General features: G+C 74.4%; 10 protein-coding genes. All 10 read right to left on the reverse strand.

Annotated elements, in window-relative coordinates:
- Window positions 1-20: 20 nt before the first annotated feature.
- On the reverse strand, window positions 21-2,081 hold the full coding sequence (locus tag SCA03_RS08350) for a hypothetical protein (protein ID WP_141275283.1): 2,061 nt from the start codon (window positions 2,079-2,081) through the stop codon (window positions 21-23).
- A 67-nt stretch (window positions 2,082-2,148) separates the two neighbouring features.
- A complete protein-coding gene (locus tag SCA03_RS08355) occupies window positions 2,149-10,929 on the reverse strand; it encodes a WXG100-like domain-containing protein (RefSeq protein WP_086815134.1) in 8,781 nt (2,926 codons plus the stop codon).
- A gap of 2 nt (window positions 10,930-10,931) precedes the next feature.
- A complete protein-coding gene (locus SCA03_RS08360; protein WP_037848982.1) occupies window positions 10,932-11,261 on the reverse strand; it encodes a hypothetical protein in 330 nt (109 codons plus the stop codon).
- 60 nt (window positions 11,262-11,321) lie between these two features.
- On the reverse strand, window positions 11,322-11,687 hold the full coding sequence (locus SCA03_RS08365) for a YbaB/EbfC family nucleoid-associated protein (protein WP_230988556.1): 366 nt from the start codon (window positions 11,685-11,687) through the stop codon (window positions 11,322-11,324).
- A complete protein-coding gene (locus tag SCA03_RS36000) occupies window positions 11,587-13,842 on the reverse strand; it encodes a hypothetical protein (RefSeq protein WP_230988540.1) in 2,256 nt (751 codons plus the stop codon). The genes SCA03_RS08365 and SCA03_RS36000 overlap by 101 nt, the downstream gene beginning before the upstream one ends.
- A gap of 173 nt (window positions 13,843-14,015) precedes the next feature.
- Complete coding sequence (locus SCA03_RS08375; protein ID WP_141275285.1) at window positions 14,016-14,525, reverse strand: hypothetical protein; 510 nt, start codon at window positions 14,523-14,525, stop codon at window positions 14,016-14,018.
- A 335-nt stretch (window positions 14,526-14,860) separates the two neighbouring features.
- Complete coding sequence (locus SCA03_RS08380; RefSeq protein ID WP_030873979.1) at window positions 14,861-15,172, reverse strand: WXG100 family type VII secretion target; 312 nt, start codon at window positions 15,170-15,172, stop codon at window positions 14,861-14,863.
- 61 nt (window positions 15,173-15,233) lie between these two features.
- Window positions 15,234-15,560: a WXG100 family type VII secretion target gene (locus SCA03_RS08385; protein WP_030883821.1), complete on the reverse strand. Its 327-nt coding sequence runs from the start codon at window positions 15,558-15,560 to the stop codon at window positions 15,234-15,236.
- An 80-nt stretch (window positions 15,561-15,640) separates the two neighbouring features.
- Window positions 15,641-17,335, reverse strand: a complete 1,695-nt coding sequence (gene eccB, locus SCA03_RS08390) for a type VII secretion protein EccB (protein WP_086816262.1) — start codon at window positions 17,333-17,335, stop codon at window positions 15,641-15,643.
- Between the two features lie 79 nt (window positions 17,336-17,414).
- A complete protein-coding gene (eccD, locus tag SCA03_RS08395) occupies window positions 17,415-18,845 on the reverse strand; it encodes a type VII secretion integral membrane protein EccD (RefSeq protein WP_086816260.1) in 1,431 nt (476 codons plus the stop codon).
- Between the last annotated feature and the right edge of the window lie 238 nt (window positions 18,846-19,083).

A 19,083-nucleotide genomic window follows, 5' to 3' on the forward strand; every position in this document is an offset into this window, starting at 1 on the left:
CCCGCTCCCGGCGCCGGAAGTCATGCCGTGCGGCACTGCGCCTTCACCTGGGCCGCCGCGATATGCGCGTAGGTCTTGCCGCCGGAATTCCAGTCCTTGCCCGCGTTCGTCAGCCGCACCGTGAACCGGCCGCCGGACACGCGCACGGTCGTGCCCGTCACCCAGCTCCCCTGGTGCGACGGCTGATCGACGTGGAAGCCGGCCAGATCGTTGCCGTACCACTTGGTGCCGCCGTGCACCGAGTAGTGCGCCGGTGAACCCCCGACGACCAGCGGGCTGTCGCCCTTCGGCACATACACCGACACCCGGCACGAAGCCGACTTCATGCCCGGCGCGAACGTCCAGTACGCCGTCAGATCCGAATCCGGACTGCTGTCCCCGGACATCGGCAGGGCCCGCACGTCGCCCGAGCAACCCCCGGACGACGAACCGCCCTTGCGGGTCAGCCAGCCTTCCTTGCCGTCGCCGTACGCCCCGATCTCCTGATAGCCGCCGCACCCGGGACCGGCCACCTCCGTGTACTCCCAGCCCGAACTCTTCACCTGGGCCCGGGCACCGGAGCCGCCCTCGCCGTCCGACGCCTTGTCGTCGGAGCCGCCGCTCTCCTTGTCGCCGTCCGCGCCGCCCGAGCCGTCCTTCGCGCCGCCGTCGTCCTCGTCCCCGCGGTGGCCCGCCGTGTGCTCGCCGCCGTCCTTGCCGCCCTTTCCGTCCTCGCCCTTGCCGTCCCCGTCGTGCCCGTGCCGCTGGCCGGGGGACGCGCCCGGCACCGGGACCGCCCCGTGACCGCGGCCGTCCGCGTCGTCCGGCAGCGGCTGCGCGTCCTGCCTTTGACCGTCCGTCCCGCCCAGGTGCCCGGTGAGGGCGGCGACGCCGAACGGGGAGGCCAGCAGCACCACTCCCGCCAGAGCCGCGCCGGCGACCGCGCCCGGCGAGAGCCGTCCGGCCCGCCGCTCCCGTGCGCCGTCCTCGGCACGGGCCGTGCCGCCCGCGCCGGTGGCGGCGGCCGCGGCGGCGGTCGTGGCCGGTGCCGCACCGGACCGGGTCCGCTCGCTGCCGCCGGTCAGCCGCCGCAGTGCGCCACGGCGTCCACGGGCGGGCGTCGGCGTACCGGGGGAGCGGTCGGTGTCGGAGCTGCCGGAGCTGCCGGAGCTGCCCGAGGTGTCCGAGGTGTCCGCGCCGGTGCCGCCGGACGTGGCGGACGTCCGGCCGGACTCCCCGCCCGCACCGCCCGCCTGCCCGCCGGTTCCGTCCGCCTGTCCGTCCTGCCCGTCTGCTCCGGCCGCCTGCCTGCCGGTTCCGCCCGTCCGGTCGCCCGCCCCGGCCGCCTGCTCGTCCGCCCCGGCCGCTGCGGTGCCGCCCGGACCCTCGGATGCTGCTGCCTGCCGAGGCGTGACGCTGCCGTCCCGGCCTGCCGTCACGGACTCGCCGTCGGCAGCTCCTTCCGCTGTGAAGCCCGGGCGCAGGACGGTGCCGCGCGAGGCGGCGAGACCGGAGACACCCGAACCGGCGCCTTCGCTCCCGCCGACCTCCGCCCCGTCGTCGGCCTCTGCACCGCGAGCACTCTCCGTGCTGCCGCGGGTTGTTGTGCCGCTGTCGGCTCCGGCGCCGCTACCGGGCTGCGCCTTGGCGTCCGCCTCCGCACCGTGGCGGTGCCCCGCGCCGTCGCCGGGCCCCGCGTTGCTGTCCGGTTCCGCGGCGACGTCTGCTTCTTCCGGGCGGCCGGCGGCACCTGCGCCGGCGTCGGCTCTCGCGTCACCGTCGGCCCGCGCGCTGCCGCCGGTCCGTGCGCTCCCGTCGGGCTCCGTGTCTGCGTCGGCTCTTGTCTCCTCGGGGGACGACGTGACTGCCGCGGTACGGGCGCCCCGGGCGGAGCCACCGGACGCAGCGGACGTGCCGGGCGCGCCCGATGCTTCGGGTATCGCAGTCGTCCCGGTGCTCCCGGTGCTCCCGGTGCTCCCGGTCTCCTCGGGCAGGGCGGTGCTGTCCTCGGCACGGCGCGGGTCAGCGGTGGAGCCGGAGTCCTCCCGCGGGCTGGCCGAAGCCGTGTGCGCCGGGACGTTCTTCTCCGTGGGGTCGGTCATGGTCTCGTCTGCCTCTTCGGTGTGGTCTCGCGCGGGTGACTCGTCCGCCGAGGTCGGTGGTCTGTGGCTACGGCTGCTGCTCCGGTTCCGGCCCGTCGTCCGGAGTGGCGTTCCGGGCGGTCGGGTTGAGCGCCGCCATCCAACGGCTGCTGCCGGCCGAGGAACCCGACGCCGGGCCCGCTCCGTTCCCGGCGACACCCCGGTCGGCGGGTGCTGCCGTGGCCGGCGCATTCCCCGGAGGCCCGGCGGCGGGAGGTCCGCCGGACCCCGAGAGCGCGTCCGGAACGGGGTCGTCGGCCTCCGGCGCTCCGGACGGCGGCCGACCGGGGTGGGGCCGCGGCGGCTCGTCCCCCTCCAGCGGCCGGTCCTGCTGTTCCTCGTTCTGCTGCTCCGCGTCGTGCTGCTCCGCGTCGTGCTGTCCTGCGTCCCGCTGCTCGGCGTCCGGCCGGCCCTCCGGTGGACCGGCCCCCGGTCCGTCCTCCTGACCGTTGTGCGGCGCATCGGCGCGGCCGGGCCGGTTCTCACCTGGCGGAGTCGGCGGCTCCGGGTGAGGGTCCAGTGCGGTCGCGACGTGCGGCGGCGTCGGGGTGCGGAGCAGCAGCGGGTCCCCGGGACGGTCGTCGTCCGCCGTTTCCCAGACGAGGTCCTGTTCCGGCGGCGCCTGCTGTGGGTCCCAGCCCGGCAGCACGAACCGCTCCAGGAACTCCTGCCGGGTGAGCGGTCCGGGCTCTCCGCGTACCTGTACGGAGCCCCCGCCTCCGCTGGTCAGATGCCACAGCTCGAAGCCTGCGACCCGCTCGCGACGCTGTGCTTCCCGCAACCGCTCCGCTTCCGGGCCCTCCTGGCCGTCGGCATCGTCCGCACGCCCCACGGGGACGTACCAGCCCGACTCGACGCGCAACGCCTCCGCCTCCAGACCACCCACCCCGCTCAGCAACGCCTCGGGGGAGAAGCGCAGTTGGAGGGCGGACGGCAAGTCGACGGTGCGCTCGAACCTCGTCTCCATGCGGCGCGTCCGGCCGCTGCCGCTCCAGCCGGTCAACCGGATGTCGACGGACAGGTCCACCGGGGAGTAGCGCAGCCAGTACGAGGTGACGTCCTGGGAGTCGCCGCGTATGGCGCTCCAGCCTCCCGCGTCGGCCTCGGCGGCCTGTGCGGACGTCGAGCCAGCTGCCACGGCGGGGGAGTGTGTCGCCCCGTCCACGGACTTGAAGCCCAGCTTGCCGCTGATGGTGAGGCTGCGGCTGTCACCCAGCGAGCTGGTGTTGTTCCGGTAGGCGTAGTGGGCGCTCTCCGCGCTCTTCTTCTGCCAGCCGGCCCCCTCCTCCGGGCGCTGCGCCCGGAAGCGGATCTCCAGCCGTCCGTGTGTGTGGCTCAGAAGCCCGCCCTCGGTGGCGAGTTCGGGCCCGTAGGGCGTGAAGGGGCCGTCCCTGTCCGTCAGCCCGTTCTGCCGCAGCTGGTCGGCCAGCACCCGCGCGTCCAGGGCCCGGCGCAGTTCCTCGACGGTGTTCTCTCCCGGCCGGCCGAAGTCGCTCGGGGCCCCCGGGGCGCGCCGGAGCGCGTCGAGCACGCCGTCGAAGAGCAACCCGCCGGCTTCGTCGGAGATGTCCGCCAGCGCGTGCTGGTCCCGGAAGAGCCCGGCGGGCACCTCCCAGTCCCGTCGCTGCTGCTGTGCCTCCGCTTCCGCCGGTGCCTGCCCCCGTCCCTGTGGCTGCCCCTGTCCCTGTGGCTGTCGCTCTGCCTGCTGCTGTGCCTCGGTCTGCTGCTGTGCCTCGGCCTGTGCCCGCGCCCGCGCCTGTGGTTCCGCGTCTCCCCGGGCCTGCGGCTGCTGTTCCGGGACCCGCCCCGGCGGGGGGATCGTCAGCAGCTCCGAGCGGGGGACCAGGACCGTCTCCCACATCCTCAGCCGGCGGGCGCCGCCCCGCTCTTCGAGGAGCCGCAGCAGACGCCGGGGCACGTCCAGCAGCACGGAGTTGAGGATCTGCGAGGGGTGCGCGGTGGTCGCCAGTCGCAGTTCCAGAGTGGCCGGCAGACGGTATGGGTACAGGTCCTCTTCCTGCGTGGTCAGCGCGGAGTGCCGGCGCACGATGCGGCTGGCGTTGTCGGCGCTGCTGGTGGTGCGGGCTCTGCTGACGGACGGGGTGAACGTGGTGGGGGCGTCCCCGGGCGGGCCCATGACGGAGACGGAGAGATTCCGCGTCGTGGTGTCGCTGCTCGAACCCGTGGCTTCCCGGCGCTGATTGGCCTGCTCGTAGCGGGAGAAGGTGCCCTGTACCCGGTGCCCGGAGAACCGCGCCGGCTGAGGGGCGTCGTTCCCGGGCCATTCGCCCCGCAGCAGCCTGACCACCAGGTGCACATAGTGGTGGTGGCCGGGATGGTCGGTGCGCATCCGGATGGCCACGCCGGGGCCGCGCAGCGCCGAGTTCAGGATGCGCAGCACACGCATGTCCAGGGAGAGGTCGGCGCCGGACCGGGTCAGGGCGCCCGGCGCGGGGGTGCCGCGCGCAGGGGAGAGCAGCCCGGAGGCGTACCGCTCCAGCAGCCGGGTCACCTCCGCGAGAATCTCCCGGGTCTCGTAGCTGTCCCGTACCGTCTCCGGGGCGTCCCTCTGGCCCGGGTCCAGCTCCAGCGCCATCGGCATGGAGTGCAGGGGAAGCAGGGGGTGGGCCGCGCGGTGCGGCTGGTCGGGCAGCGCGGGCGGCGGCCCGTCGTGCCGGCGGTGTGCCGGGTCCGCTGCGGTGAGCTGCGGGGGAACGGAGACGAGCGCGGGGGCGACCTCGGGCAGGTCGTCCGGGCGCAGCATCGTGAGGCTGCCGGGCAGCTCGAAGGAGACACCCCGGCCGGTCGGGGACCAGTTCCTCAGGACGTTCCCGCGCACGGTCACGGCGTTGATCTGCCAGGTGACGTCCGCCGTGGTCAGTGTGTGCGCCAGGTCGAACTGGACGAACGCGCCCGGGTGGGTGTCCAGCATCTCGACGAGGCCCGAGGAGCGGCCGTGTGCGCGCGTTCCTCCGAAGCTGAGCGCACCTCCCGCCGTGTCGCCTTCCCCACTGCCCCCGACGGACGCGCCGGCCGAGCCGGAGTGGGTGGTGCTGACGGTGCCGGTGCGCCGGGTCAGATACTCGTCCAGGGTGAAGTGCGCACGCTGAAGGCGGGGGGCCTGCCCGCCGCCCGGGGCGGCGGGCCGCGCACGGTGCGGCATCGCCTGCACGACGAGGTGCACCCGCCGGTCGGTCAGCGTCCCGGAGACCACATGCCGCAGAACGGTGGTGTGCGAGTCCCGGTTGAACAGGGCGAACAACTGTCCGTCGCTCAGGGCCGTTTCGACGAAGGGCGCGGCGTCCGACCTCTCGACCCCCAGCTCGTGCAGCAGTCGCAGAGCCTCGTCGCGCACGGCGTCGGTGTGGTGCAGGCCCATCACCCGGTCGTTGGCGGACAGTTGCATCTGCTGCCCGACGGCGGGGGAGTGGAGAGGGAAACGCAGCGTGCCGTTGGCCAACGGCACCGGCTCCACCCGCCGCGTCCCTCCGGCCGGCCGTGGCAGCGGTTCGGGCAGGGGCGGGGAGTCCGCCGGAACCAGATAGCTGACCCGGCCCGGCACGGGCTCGGGCTCGAACGGCCGCCGATTGTCGTCGACGACGGACACCGACAGGTGGAACCGGGCGGCGTAGGTCTCGTGCCACAGCGGGCCGCTGTAGCTCAGTCCGGAGTGGGTGAAGCCGTAGCTGGTCAGGGTCTGGTTCCGGGAACCGGAGCGGGTGTAGCCGAACGTGGCCTCCGGCACCGTGACGGTCACGCCGCCGGCGTCCTGGCTGACGGTGGGGCCCAGAGTGATGCCCTGCGCACTGCTGTGCCGGGTGTCCGACTGCGACCAGGCCCAGTGCGTCGGCCACCACTGCAACGAGCCGGCTTCGACGCGATGCCGGCTCAGCGGGATGATCGCGCCCCCTTCCGCCAGGGGCAGACGCTCGCCCCGGAGCCGGAACCGCAGCGTGATCTGCTTTTCGCCCGCGCCGCGTCCGCTCCGGTAGCTGTACGAGAGGCCCTGGGGAGAGAACAGCTCCTCCGTCTGGTGCAGCAGCTCCTCGGCGTGGAACCGGGCGTCCAGGAACTCCCGGAGATCGCGCTGCGCCCATGTGCCCATGCCGAGCAGGCCGCGCCTGTCGAGAAGGCGTGCCCCCCGGTCGAGGAAGGTACCGACGACATCACGCACCCCGGACAGGCCCGCCGGCGCGAGCAGGAAGCTGCCGCCGGTCGGCCGGGTCAGTATCCCGGCGGGCTCCTGCGGGTCCGGTTGCTGAGGGGCCTCATGGGCGGGCTGTTCCCGGCCGAGCTGCTGCTCGGGTGCCAACTGCTGGAGTTCATGGGCTTCTTCGCCCGGCCCCGCGGTGGGATCGTCCTGCTCGTCGAGCCGGTGCGCGGCGGGCTCGTCGTCCTGCTGACGCCGGGGCTGCCGCTGTCGGCCCGGCTGGGCCTGCTGCTGCTCCGGGGCTTGTGGGTCCTGTCCTGCCTGATGGGGCTCTTCGACGGCGTTCTGCTGCGCGGCGCGAGCCGGATCGGCCTCGTTCAGCCGTGCCTCGAAGTCCTCCACCAGTTCCTCGGGGACGCGGACGACGACATCCACCCGCTGCTCGACGCTTCTGCTGGGGTCCCCTTCTCTGTGCAGGGCGACGGAGACTTCCGTGGACAGCAGGTAGGGCACCGATCGACCGGAGAAGCCGGAGGTGCGGGAGAAGCCACCCGTGTATCCGACGGTGTTCTTGTGGCTGACGCTGTCGGACAGGGTCAGCGTCACCGGCAGCGAGAAGACCTCGTGCGGGGTGACCGTGCCGCCCAGCGAGAGCTGCCGCCCGCCCCCTCCGCCGGTGACATGGTTCGCGCTCGCCCAGGAACGGGTGTTGAGGCTGAGCGTCACCGGCTCGGCGTCCCCCAGCCGTCGCACCCTCTGCACGGTCGCGCGGGCCTCGCTCACGTACCGTTCACCGCCGTTCCGCAGCACGGGAAGCAGCAGCCCCGTCCGGTCGCTGCCCAGCATGCGCCGGAAGGTGGCGAGGAACCCCTCTTCGCTCAGCCGGTCGTCCACGAATCCGCGGGCCTCGGTGCCCGGCGCCAGCAGCAGGCTGTTCCGGTCGATCAGCTGCCGGCGCAACCGCCCCTGCCCGTGGCTCTGCTGCACGAGGGCGAAGTGGTGCAGGAGCGCGTCGGCGAATCCGTTCTGCGCCGCGTGCTGCCCCTGCGCGTCCCATGTTTCCCACTGCTCGTTCCGCTGTGGCGCACCGTCGGCGGGTCCTGCGGGCCCGGTCGGCTCGGTGGGGAAGGTCGTGGTGAGTTCGGTGGGCAGGACCGTGGTGAGCGAGGTGCGGACTTCCCCTACCCCTCTGCCGTTCTCGGTCCGGATCGTCAGTTGGACGTCGTCGGTGCGGAGCCAGGTGGTCCGTCCGCTCACCCCCAGCTCCGGGCGGGCGTAGGTGTTGAGCAGATGCGTCTGTCCGGCGGTGGCCGTGGAGGTGCCGGTCACCGTCGGCCCCGCACCGCCGCCGGGGGTCGCGCCGGTCCCGTGCGAGGTTCCCACGCTGAACGTCCGGGTGTTCGTCATGATGTCGCCGCCGCCGTGCATCCGGTTGGTCACCGGCTCCCGCTCGCCCTTGACCACCGCCCCGTGCCGCTGCGGCACCTCGGCGGTGATGTCGTGCGTGCGGGCGCGGGACACGTCGCCGACTCCGAGGAGGAGATCGAGCCGGCCGAGCTGAGGGTCGTCGACCTGGAGAGAGAGCCCGCCGTCCAGCATGTCCCGGTGGTGCGCGTCGGCCAGCCGGCGCTGGATCGCCAACGCCAGCCGGGCGACGAGGTCCGGGTCCGGTGGCTGCTGTTCGGCGTCGCGCTCGTCGCGCTGCCCGTTCCGCCGTGCGGCCGCGTCCCGTCGGCTCCTCAGATACGACTCGGTGAGCTGCCGCAGGGTCTCGGTCGCCCTCCCGGCCTGTGCCGCGCCGCTACCGGGGCCCAGATGCAGGTCACCCAGGCGTTCGATCCGGCCGTACTGACCGAGGGCATACCCGTCTGCCGGTTGCGGTTGCTGCTGACCCGGCTGCTGTGGAACGTGGGCGCCGTCCCGGGCTTCCTGCTCGGGCGCGCCGGGCTGTGCGTCCTGCTGGGGCGGGACGTCGAGGGAGGCTCGCCGGGACGCGTCGTCGGTGCCCCGTGCGGCGTCGGACTCCGCGTCGCCGGTCTCCTCGCCGTCGGACTGTTCGCGCTCGGACTCCTCCTGCTCGCGGTCGGAGTCCTCGTCGTCGGTGGCCGGGCGGTCGTCCTCGGATGCGTCCCGGTCGTCTCCGGCCGGTGGACGGCGGCCACCACCGTCACCGCCCCGGTCTCCACCGTCGCCGTTGCCGCTGCCGTCGTCGCGGCGGTCCCCGCCGGAACCTCCTGTGCTGTCAGCCGAGTTGGCGGATCCCTCCGGATCCGGTTCCGGCTCGCGTCCGGGGGAGGAATCCGAGGGAGCCCGGCTCCCCGACGGCTGCTGTCCGGCTCCTCCCCGGCTCCCGCCACCGGTGTCGTTCCCGGCGTCCCGGGGAACGGCCGAGTCCCGCTGGGTGCCCGTCTCCGCGGGTCCGTCCGTCGCTGTCGGTATCGGCTCCGGGCCCGGTCCGCTCGTCTGCCGTTCATTCAACTGCGGTGTGCCGGGCCCGGGTTGGGGGTGATGCGCGTCCGTGCTCTCCGGGGCGGACCGGCCCTGCTCAGCGGAGGGAACCGGGCCCGGAGAGGCGGTGCCGGGCCGAGCGGTCTCGGGTGCGGGGTCCGCTCCGGAGGTGTCGGTGGACGCGAGCGGAGTGACGGGCTGTGTGGGCGGCTGCGGCACCGGCTGAGCCGTGGTCTGCGGAGCCTGCGCGGTCGGTGACGGCTGCGAAGTCGTCTGCGAGGGCTGTGTGTTGGGCTGCGGTTCGGGCTCGGTGGAGGGCTGTGTCCCGGTCCGTGCCGGGGAGGATTCGGCAGCTCGCCCCGGGCCGGGCCCGGTGGAGCGTGACGACGGGCTGCCGGACGCCGCGGCCGTCTGCCCCGCCACGGCCGTAGCGGCAGTCGTCGCGGAAGCACCCGTCGCGGAGGTCGCCGCGTCCGGTGCCGAGTCCGTGTGCGGAACGGGCGACGACGGTGAGGAGGGCGCGAGTTGGGCGTCCTGCGCGGTGGCGGGCGCGTCCGGTTCGGCCGGAGCGGTGTCGTCGCCCGGCTCCGGCTCCAACGCCGGTTCCGGTTGCGGGGAGCCTCCGGTGCCGGGCTGCTGCGCAGTGTGCGGGACCGTCCGGTTGTCCACGGAGGCCCCCTGCATGTGGCCCTGCCCGGAGCCGTTCTGCGGACCGGTGGCCACGGTGGCCGGCGGTGTCCCGGCGGAACCGCCGACCGGGGAGTCCGAGAACGGAGCGGGGGACGACGCAAGGGAGGCCCCGGGCGTACCGGTCTCCGGTGACGAGGACGCGGTGTCCGGGGCGTCACCCGCGGGGGAGGGGCCCGCGGAGGAGGAGTCCGCGGTGAGGGAGGAGACCAGGCGGGTGCCGGCGGCGCCGAGTTGCTCGGTCGCGTGCCCGGCGACGGCGTTGGCGGGGCCGCTCCACGGCGAGACCTCGAAGGTGTGCTGGTCGGAGAAGAGCAGGTTGTACAGGCCCTCGCTCAGATAGCCCTGCCCGGTGTAGGCGGCCGTGGTGCCGAGGAACTGGGCACCACGTTCCACGATCTTGTCGTGGGTGCCGAGCAGCCCCTGGTGCAGGGTCCCGGGAAGCTGTTCCAGCGTCTCCCGCAGCGGCTGCGGCAGTCGGCTGCCGGCCGGCCCCTCCAGCACCTCGCGGACGGCGGCGCGGGCCGCTTCCTGCCCGCCGTCGGTGCCCCAGTGCCGGGCGAGCGCGCTGCCGTAGTCGCGGCCGAGGGCGCGGGCGGGCCCGGTGCCCAGCAGGGGAGGCAGCGCGTCGGCGAACACCGACCCGAAGGCGTCGCTGAGTCGGTGTGCGGCCTCGTCGCCGAGCCCCTGCCCGGCCTCCCGGCCGCCGAGCGGGCGCAGCAGATCGCCGGAGTGCTCGCGGACGAGGTCGCGCACCCCGCTGCTGAGGCCCGCCGTCACCCCCTCGGGCAGGGCAGCGGCGGCGGCCTGGCCTGCCACGTCCTTGGCGACGGCGTCGCCCGCGCTGTTGCCGAAGTGCCTCAGCAGCTTGTCGGTTCCGGCATGTGCGAGCAGCCCGGTGGGGCCCGCGATCAGACCGTCAACGAGACCGCCGAGCGCGGCCTGCTTGGTCGACTCCTTGTCCCACTCGTCGCGCGTGCCCTGGTCGATCTGGATGCGCTGGATGAGCGCGTCCATGGACAGCGCGACGCCCTCGCTGATGACGACGGAGGCCAGGACGTGCTGCACCAGCCCGTTGAGCAGCCGTTGCAGGAACAGGGAGGTGTTGAGCTGGATCTCGGGGATCAGCGGGTAGCGGAACGTCGCGATGGCCAGGGCGATCTCCGCGAACATCTCGGCGAGTTGGGCGATCGCCATGTACTTGGCGTACTCGACGTTCGTCGCGGTCGTCAGCGCCAGCCGCTCCAGGCCGCGCGCCGCCTCCGCCCCGGCCTCCAGATAGTTGCCGGGCCCGGTGAACTCCGCGAGCGACGCCTCGAACCGGTCCGCCGCGCGCATGCTGAACCGCTCGCGCACGGCCCGGGTGACGTGGGCCGCGAGGTCCGGCATCTCCTCCAGGCGCCGGCGCATGTCGGCGTAGACCCGGCCGAGAGCGCGCAGCCCGTCCTCGTCGCCCGACGGGAACGGCGACCCGGTCAGCACGGCGAAGGCGGTACGGCCCTCCTCGGAGATCTGGAGCGACACGGTCAGCGGCCTCCGTGCAGCCGCCGGGTGGCGGCGGCGTTGTCCTGCTCGGTCCTGGCCAGGACATCGGCGGTGGTGAGGATGGTGTCCGTGGACTGCTGGAAGGCGGTCCGGAGATTCTCCAGCAGGCCGTGGAAGCGCTCCTGCGCCGGGTGGTAGATCTCCGCGAACGCCCGGGCCATGTCGTCGCCCTGCCCCCAGGGCGTGCCTAGCGCGTCGGTGGCGGAGCTGTGGTGTGCGACGAGACGGGCGGCGCTGTCGGCCAGTTCGCGGTACTTGGCGCCGTTGCGGGACATGCCGTCGGTGTCGGCCGCCATGTAGTCCGAAGCCACGTGCTGCTCCTTTCGGTCGGTGCGCCTCCCCGCCGCGGGCGGGCGGGGCCGGCGTGCTGGTCAGTCGGCCGTCGCGTCCTGCTGGCCGGGCAGACAGCCGCGGACGAAGGCGTCGAGCATCTCGTCGTGCCGGGAGTGGCCCTCGACCGCCGCGTCGAGGTCGATGCCGTCCGGCATGACGGGTGCCAGCGCCGACCGCATCTCCTCCGCGGCCTCTTCCTGGGCGCGGCCGATGGTCTCCAGCACGGCGGCGGAGAGTTCGGCGGCGGCCATCGAGCGGTACCGGGTGGTGTGGAACCGGACGTCCTGGACGATGCCGCGGGCGTCAACCGTGACGCTGAGCAGCCGGTCCCTGGCCGTAGCCGTGGCGCTGATCCCGTCCAGGCTCTCGCGTGCCGCCCTGGCCTGCTCCCGCGCCTCCTGCAACCGCGCCAGGTCGGCCTCCATACGGGCCTGCAACGGGCTGCCTGTCACGACGTTCCCTCCTGTCCTCGTCGCGGCCCGGCCGTCCCAGTACGGCCGGTGCCAGGTCGGGGTCGGTACCCCAGACCTCCTCGTCCTCCGCGAGCCACGTGCTGCGCTCCCGCTCCTTGTTCTGGTCGCCGCCGCCCGCTCCCGCGCCGCCGCCGGCCATCGGCGGGAACAGCGGCACCCCGCCGTTCCCGGAGCCGCCCGCCGAGGACGTGGCCGGATGGCCGGGCGCGCCCGTGCTGCCGGGGGCGCCGGCGGCGTCGGCCCCCGCCCCGCCGTCGAGGCCGGCGCCCCCGGACCAGGTCCGTCCGCCGCCCACGCCGGTGCCTTCGCCGGCCCATGCGCCGGGGCCGCTGCCACTGCCGGCGGCGCCGGAGGAGAGCGGCGGCGGTGTGTAGTCCTGCAACGTGCCCGGCTCCCAGACGCTCTCGTCCGTGCGGCCCGGCAGGTCCCGGTCCGACGTTCCGCGCTCGCCGTCCGGCTCGTACCAGCGCAGCGGATCGTCGTCCACGTCGGTGCTTCCCGGCTCGGCCCAGTCGTCCGGGCCGTCCAGGTTCTGGTGCAGCCGGTCCTGGTCGGTGCCGCGGCCGAGGCCGTGGCCGCTGCCGCCGCCGAGGGGGCCGCGGCTGCCCGCGAGCCCGCCGTAACCGCCGTACGGCAGCGGAGCCGTGTCGGTGGTGCCCGGCTCGGGGCCGCCGCTCTCGTCGAAGTCGGTGGAGCCGGGTGCGGGCAGGTCACCGGTGCCGAAGTCGCCGGCGCCGCCGCCGAGTTCGCCCGTGTCGCCGAGTTCGCCGCCGGGGTCGGACAGGCCGAGGCTGCCGGCGCCCGGTCCTTCGCCCGGGTCGGTCCGGCCGGGGGCCGGCGCCTCACCGAGCCCCTCGGGCAGACCGTCGCCGGCGCCCGGGCCCGTGCCCTCGCCCGTGGTGCCGTCACCGAGCCCGCCGTCGACGTCTCCCGGGCCGCCGGGGAGTTGGCCGTCGCCGGTCTGTCCGGGCAGCGGGCCCTCGCCGGTGCCGCCGGACGGATCGCCGGTGCCGTCGCCGAGGCCGGGGACATCAGCGGGCAGGTCTCCCGGGCCGGTGCCGGACGGGTCCGTGAGCGGCCCGTCGGTGCTGCCCGGCGGGCGGCCGGCCGCGGTGCCGGAGTAGCCGCCGTACGCGAGCGCTTCCTCGATGCTCTTGGGCACCGGATCGAGAGCGAGCGCGGATTCCCGGTAGGCGCTCCGCAGCGGCTGGTGGACACCGGCGACGACGCTGTCGAGGGAGTCGACGACGGCCTGGTGCCACCGCTCCTTCACCCTGAGTTCCAGCAGATCCCAGGTGCTCTGCTGATCGACGTAGCCGAGGGTGCCGTCGGTGTCGTGCACCAGCTGTGCGGTGTCGCCGACCGTCCACGCGCCGTCGCTGCCGTTGGTGGTGTGGACGTGCGCCAGATAGTTCTGCAACGCGGCGGCCGGAGCCCAGTCCGGGTGCTGCTGCCAGGCGTCGTACGCCTGCCACATCGACTCGACGGCCGCGCGCAGCGCCGCGCGGGAGTTCGCGATCGCCCCGAGGTAGCCGGTGTCGCCGGAGGGGCCGCCCGTGACGTCGAGGATCTGCTGGAAGCCGTTGGCGATCCGCCGCATGACATCCGCGAACGAGGCCGAGGCGCTGCCCTTCCAGCCCGCCTCCGGCTCGTCCATGCGCTGGAGCCACTGCTCGATGCCGATGCGGTAGTTGTCGAAGTACCGCAGGGCGGCCGAGAACTGCCGCTCGGCGTCGTCGAAGCTGGGCAGCGAGGCCACGTCGGTGCCCGGGCCGGAGAGCGCGGCCAGCGTGCGGTAGCTGCCCATGTTGAACCGGGGCCAGGGGCTGTCGTCGGCGTCCAGGCTCTTGTCCTCGTCGAGCAGCGCGATACCGGCCTGACGGTTGAAGCCCTTGCCGTCCGCGTAGTAGAAGCGGGCCATCGGCTCGAACGGCGTCGAGGTGTGGATGTAGTTCCAGTAGGCGCGGGTCCACCGCGGCTTCATCACGTCCTCGGCCGACGGGATCCGCCCGGCCTCCGCGCTGTCGCTCTGGCTCCGGCTGACGAAGGAGTTGACCAGGGTGTCCCAGGTCGTGGGGTCGGCCACCGTGCCTCCTGCTCTCGTGTTCCGCTCCGCTGCCGCGCGCGGGCTCCGCCCTCGGCGCGCTCATCTGCCGTCCGCCGCAGTGCCCTTCGCCGCCTGCCGTGTCCTGCTCCGCCGTCCGCTGTGCGCCTCTCCGCCTGTCGGGGGTCCGCCGTCGGACGGCCAGCCGGCACGGGTCAGGCGTCCGTGGTCCCCGGCCCCGTCGTCGTGTCCTTGTCGGCGGTGGACTGCGTGCTGCCCGGGTTGCTTGTCCCGCCTGTGCCGTTGGTGACGCCGCCCCCGCCGTCCCCGCCGCCCGACTGTGCGCTGTCGAGACCGGCGGCGTCGGCCGCCGCGAACGCCGGTCCGAGGACGGCCTGGAGCTGCTGGTTGGTCAGCTGCGCGTTGTCGTCCTCGACGGCGCTCATCACCGCGCTGGTCGCGGACATCATCAGGCCCATCTTCCGGAACAGGGCGTAGGCGACCTTCAGCTCCTGCGTCAGCGCGTCCCCGGCGAGCTTGATGTTGTTCTGTAGATGCAGGGCGGGCTGGTACGTGTCGGCGCCCGCCTTGAGCGCGTCCGCTCCCTGGTAGCCGGACAGATCCAGCTCGGCGGCCTGCGCGGCGTCCTCCAGCCGGCGCAGCTCGTTGTCGCGGTACTCCTCCAGGGTGCGCTTGGTGAACCTGATGGTGTCGTGCTCGGCCATGCCGCCTCCTGCGGAAGGACGGGGAGGATGGGGGAAGTTGAGGACACAGGGGAGTGGTGGGCGGTCGGGGCGTCGTGGACGGGAAGGACGCGGGGGAGGGGCGGGGAGTCGGGACCCGGAGTCGGAAGTGCGCCGGTACCGGCCGGACCCGCGAGCGGTGACCGGACGGGCGGCGGATGGTGACCCGGCGGGCCATGTGCACCGAAGACGGACCGCGCGCAGGGAGGGCGGGCCCTGGACGGTGACCGGACGGGCGGAGGCCGCGCACGTCGGCGGCCGCCGCCCCGGCCGGTGCCGGATGCCGGCTCCCGGTGAGTCCCGGCGCGCCGGCCGGACTACCTGCTGCCCGCGGTCGTGCTCAGCCAGCGCGCGCTCTCCGACCGGTCCGTCTCCTCGTAGTTGAGCCCGACGTCCTTGAGCGTCGTGTGCCCGGCGTGCAGCATCTGCCGCATGCCCTCGACCTGCTGCACCCACCGGTGGTGGGCGTCGTCGTAGGCGGCGATGGTGTCACCGGCCAGCTCGTCGACGACCGTGCGCACCTGCCGCTGGAGCTCGGACAGTTGGCGTTCGATCTCCTCCGTCTGCCGGATGAGCATCTGCTGGACCTCGCCCATGGGCCCCTGACGGGCCTCGAAGTCGACGGACATGGCGTACCTCCTGAATCGGGATGGCGCGGTGTGTACGGTGCCGGGGTGTGTGCCGTGCCGCTCAGCTGGACCGGTTGCCGGACATGGCGTCGGCCCACTGCACGGCCTTGCGGCTCTGCTCGTCCTCCAGCGCCTCGAACTCGTTCCGGGTGGCGTGCAGTTTGAGGCCCATCTCCTCCATCTCCGTCTTCAGCTTGTCGACCTTCTCGATCCACGCGGCGATGGCCCCGTCGAAGCCGGCCGCGGCCTGCCCGGTCCAGGCGCTCGCCAGCTGGTTCCGGCTCTGGAAGACGCTGCGGACCACGTTGTCCACGCCGTCGTAGGCGTTCTCGATCGCCTGCTTGGCCACGTTGAGGCCGTGCTCGGTACTGCGCATCCGCTCTGCCATGGCGCTTCCTCCCTCTGCGGTGCCGGGGCCTGCCCCCGGCGTCGGCTGGTTCGTCGTCGGCCGCCCCGGACGGGTGCCGGTCAGCCGGTGGTACCGGCGCTTCGTGCAGGTGCTCGGACCGGCGCCGATGCCGGGCCTGGTTCCGATGCCGGTGCCGGTTCCGGTGCCGGTCCCCGTCCTGGTGCGGCGCGGGTCCGGTCAGGTGCGCCGGAGCCGGCTGCCGGGCCCTGGATCCCGCCGGCCGGGCGGGCGCCGTCGTCGGCGCACCGCTCGTCGCCGGAAGCGCCGTCCCCGGAAGCTCTGTCCCCGGAAGCACTGTCGGCGGAGGCGCTGTCGGCGGACCGGGGCGGCCGGGCCGCTGCCGCCGGATCGAGCCGGGGCCCCGTCGGCAGCAACCGGAGCACGGCAGCGGGCAGCGGGACGGCGGACGCGCCGCCGTATCCGAGCGCATCGCTCACCTTCCGTGCGGCCAGCGGATACTTGGTGCCGTCGCCGGTGATCAGGAAGGGGGCGCCGGTGGTGGCGTGCCGTCCGCCGGAGAGCGGCGCGGCCAGCACCCCGCCGCCGGGCCGGGCCGACAGCAGTCCCGGACGGGGGCAGCCGAGCGTGGTGTGGGCGCGCTCCACGAGCGGGCTGCCGCCGGCGTACCGGCGGGGCGCGAGCGTGAACGTCTGCTGCGGGCGGTGCCCGTGCGGGGCGATGCGCAGGCACGTCGCCGAGCCGGAGCCGGGCTGCACCGGCCGCGGCGGACGGGTCGGCAGCCCGCCGGTGCGCGGACCCTCGCCCCGGTCGGCCAGATGTGCCTGTGTCTCGTCCGCGTCGAGCACGGTCGCCGTGGGCCGCTCGCCGCCGTACGCCTTCTCGCGCGTGCCCGGGTCGGCGCGCAGCAGCTGGTAGCCGACCGGGGTGAGGGGGACGAGGCCGTCCTTGCCGAGCACGTAGTGCTGGCCTGCCGACCCGGAGGAGCGCACGGCGAACAGCTCACCGACGCGCCGCCGCTTCCCGGCCAGCTCCGGGCCCTGGTCGCCGCGTGCGGGCACCTCGGGGGCGCGCACGTCGGGACCGGCCGGTACGGCGGACAGGAAGGCGCTGTCGACCCGCACCGGGTCCACGGTGCCGAAGCCCAGGGCCTGGCGTGCGCCGCCCCGCTCGGGCAGCCGCAGCCGCTTGCCCCGCCACAGCAGGTACTGCTCGCGCTTCCCGTGCGGCCCCTCGGCCAGGACGGCGCCGCCCGCCGGCACCTTCTGCGCACGGGCGCTGACGGCGACGCCGACGGAGGTGACCGGGGCCCGCTTCCCGTCGTCCGTGGCGCGGGAGGTGGCGCACACCTGCCAGGGGTCGCCGCGCAGGGCGTCGGCCGCGGGCAGCGAGTCGGGGACGCCGGGGATGCCGATGGGGGTGCCGCGCGCCGTCCCGGACAGGTCCTTCGCTGACACCTCGGTCACCGTGCCCGCGGCTCCCGTCGCCAGCTTCGCCGAGGTGTAGTTGAGCACCGGCCGCAGGCTGCCGCCGGAGTACAGGAAGCGGGCTCCGGTCTCCTTCTCGACGATGATGGCGCCCGGTTCGCGCCAGGCGTCCGAACCTCCCGGCACCAGCAGCCCGTAGACGAGGAAGCCGAGGCACAGCAGGACGGAGAGCACGGCCGAGACGACAGCACCGCGCCGGGTCCGGGTCGCGGGGGTGTCCACGGCGTCCGGGTTCCCGCCGAGCATCCCGCTGGTCAGCCGTCCCACCACGAAGGAGTACGCCTGTACCTGGTCCCGCCTGGACTGCATGCCTTCTCTCTCCCGCTGGTCTCCGCCACTGCCACCTGTGCGCTGTGCCGTGCCCCGGCACGGCCCCCGGCCGTGCGGGTCAGCCGCTGAACAGCCCGCGCAGTGCGGGCAGTACGCCGATGTCGAACAGGACCAGCGGCAGCAGCGCGATCGCGCAGGCCGAGTGCGCCAGATCGGCGGCGCGGCCCCAGTAGGGCGTCAGCCGCCGTCCGGGCAGGGTGAGACCGGCGACGATCAGGGCCGCCGCGGCGGCCAGCGCGATCAGCAGCACGACGAGGGCGTGGCCGCCACCGTCGCCCCGGGCGGCTCCCAGCAGCGGAAGCAGCAGGCCGTAGCAGCCGGGCAGCACGATCGGGAGGCGCTGGCGGACCCCGGAGGCGCCGCGGGCGTGCAGGACGAGCAGCAGCCCCAGCACCGGTACGAGGAGGCGCGGCAGCAGTCCGTCGCCGGTGGCCAGCGCGGTCAGGCAGCCGGCGCAGACCAGGCCCGTCGCGGTGTAGAGCGCCGTCATGAAGTGCTCGGCCAGGGCGCCGCGTTCGAGGACGTCCTGGGAGGCGACGGGGTCGATGCCTTCCTGGAGTTCCTGCGCGTCGGTCGGCAGCGGAGGCAGCCGCATCCCGGCGAGCCGGAAGGAGAGCACGGGGACGCTCATGCCGAACAGCACGGCGACGGCCGCGACCGGCGCGGCGGCCTCGGCGGGCGGCATGCCGAACGCGAGCGTGAGCGCGCCGTGGCCCGCGGCGAACAGGCACAGCAGCAGCGTGCCGCAGAAGACCGGTGCGGCGGTGGCCGCGGCGGCGAGGGCCAGCACGCTCGCTCCGGCTCCGGCCGCCGCGCCCGACAGCAGCCGCGCGCCCAGCAGTTGGGGATCCGGGCCGCCGGCGGGAAGGCCCCAGCCGGTGAGGAAGAGGCAGGGCAGGGCGAGCAGGCCGAGCAGGGTGCCGGCACCGCCGTCGCCGAGGGCCCGGGAGGCCGCGACGGCCGCGAGCAGCAGCAGGGCGGCGACGACCGCGGGGGCGAGGACGGACAGCGGCCGGGGCCCGGCGACGGCGAGCGGGACGAGGCCGGCGAGCAGCACGGCCGCACCGAAGCCGAGCGCGAGCCGCCGGGTTCCGATGGGGCCCCACCGGGGTGTGCGCTCGCGCAGCCCGGAGGCCACCCCGTCCACGAGGTCGTCGTAGTGCACGGGCGGCAACTGCTCGCGGCGGGGCCGCAGGTGGAGCGTCTCGCCGGTGCGCAGACCGAGGGCGGCGGGGGTGAGGTCCTCGTCCAGCGCCGGGTGTCCGAGGCGCTGGAGGACGAACCCGCCGTGGTCGAGCCCCTGTTCGTCGAGGGCGCCGTCGTGCGGCCCGGTGCACCCCGCACGGGCCCCCTCGTCGGCCCCGGCCAGCGAGACGAGCGAGGGCAGCAGTTCGGCCAGTGGCACATCGGTGGGCAGGCTGACCTCGAAGCAGCACTCCGGTGCCCGGACGACGACCTGGCACTGGTCGGTGAGGATGCCGTTGCTCACGCGTTCTTCACTCTCCCAGCACCTCGCGCTCCAAGAAGCCCGTCGACGTCGGTTGTTCGGCCGCTGGGCAACTTAACAGAGTTTCTGTTAACTGCAATCGGTGATGTGAGAATGTGGCAATGATCGATGAGAACTGTCGAGTTCGCAGGGCCATGGCAATGTTAAGTCTCTGCGCTTCGGGGCGTGCGTCAAGGGGTGCCCGACGCCCGGAGAAGACCGGAGCCCCCTGTGCCGGACC

Source organism: Streptomyces cacaoi (assembly GCF_006539165.1).
GTDB classification, from domain to species: Bacteria; Actinomycetota; Actinomycetes; order Streptomycetales; family Streptomycetaceae; genus Streptomyces; species Streptomyces cacaoi.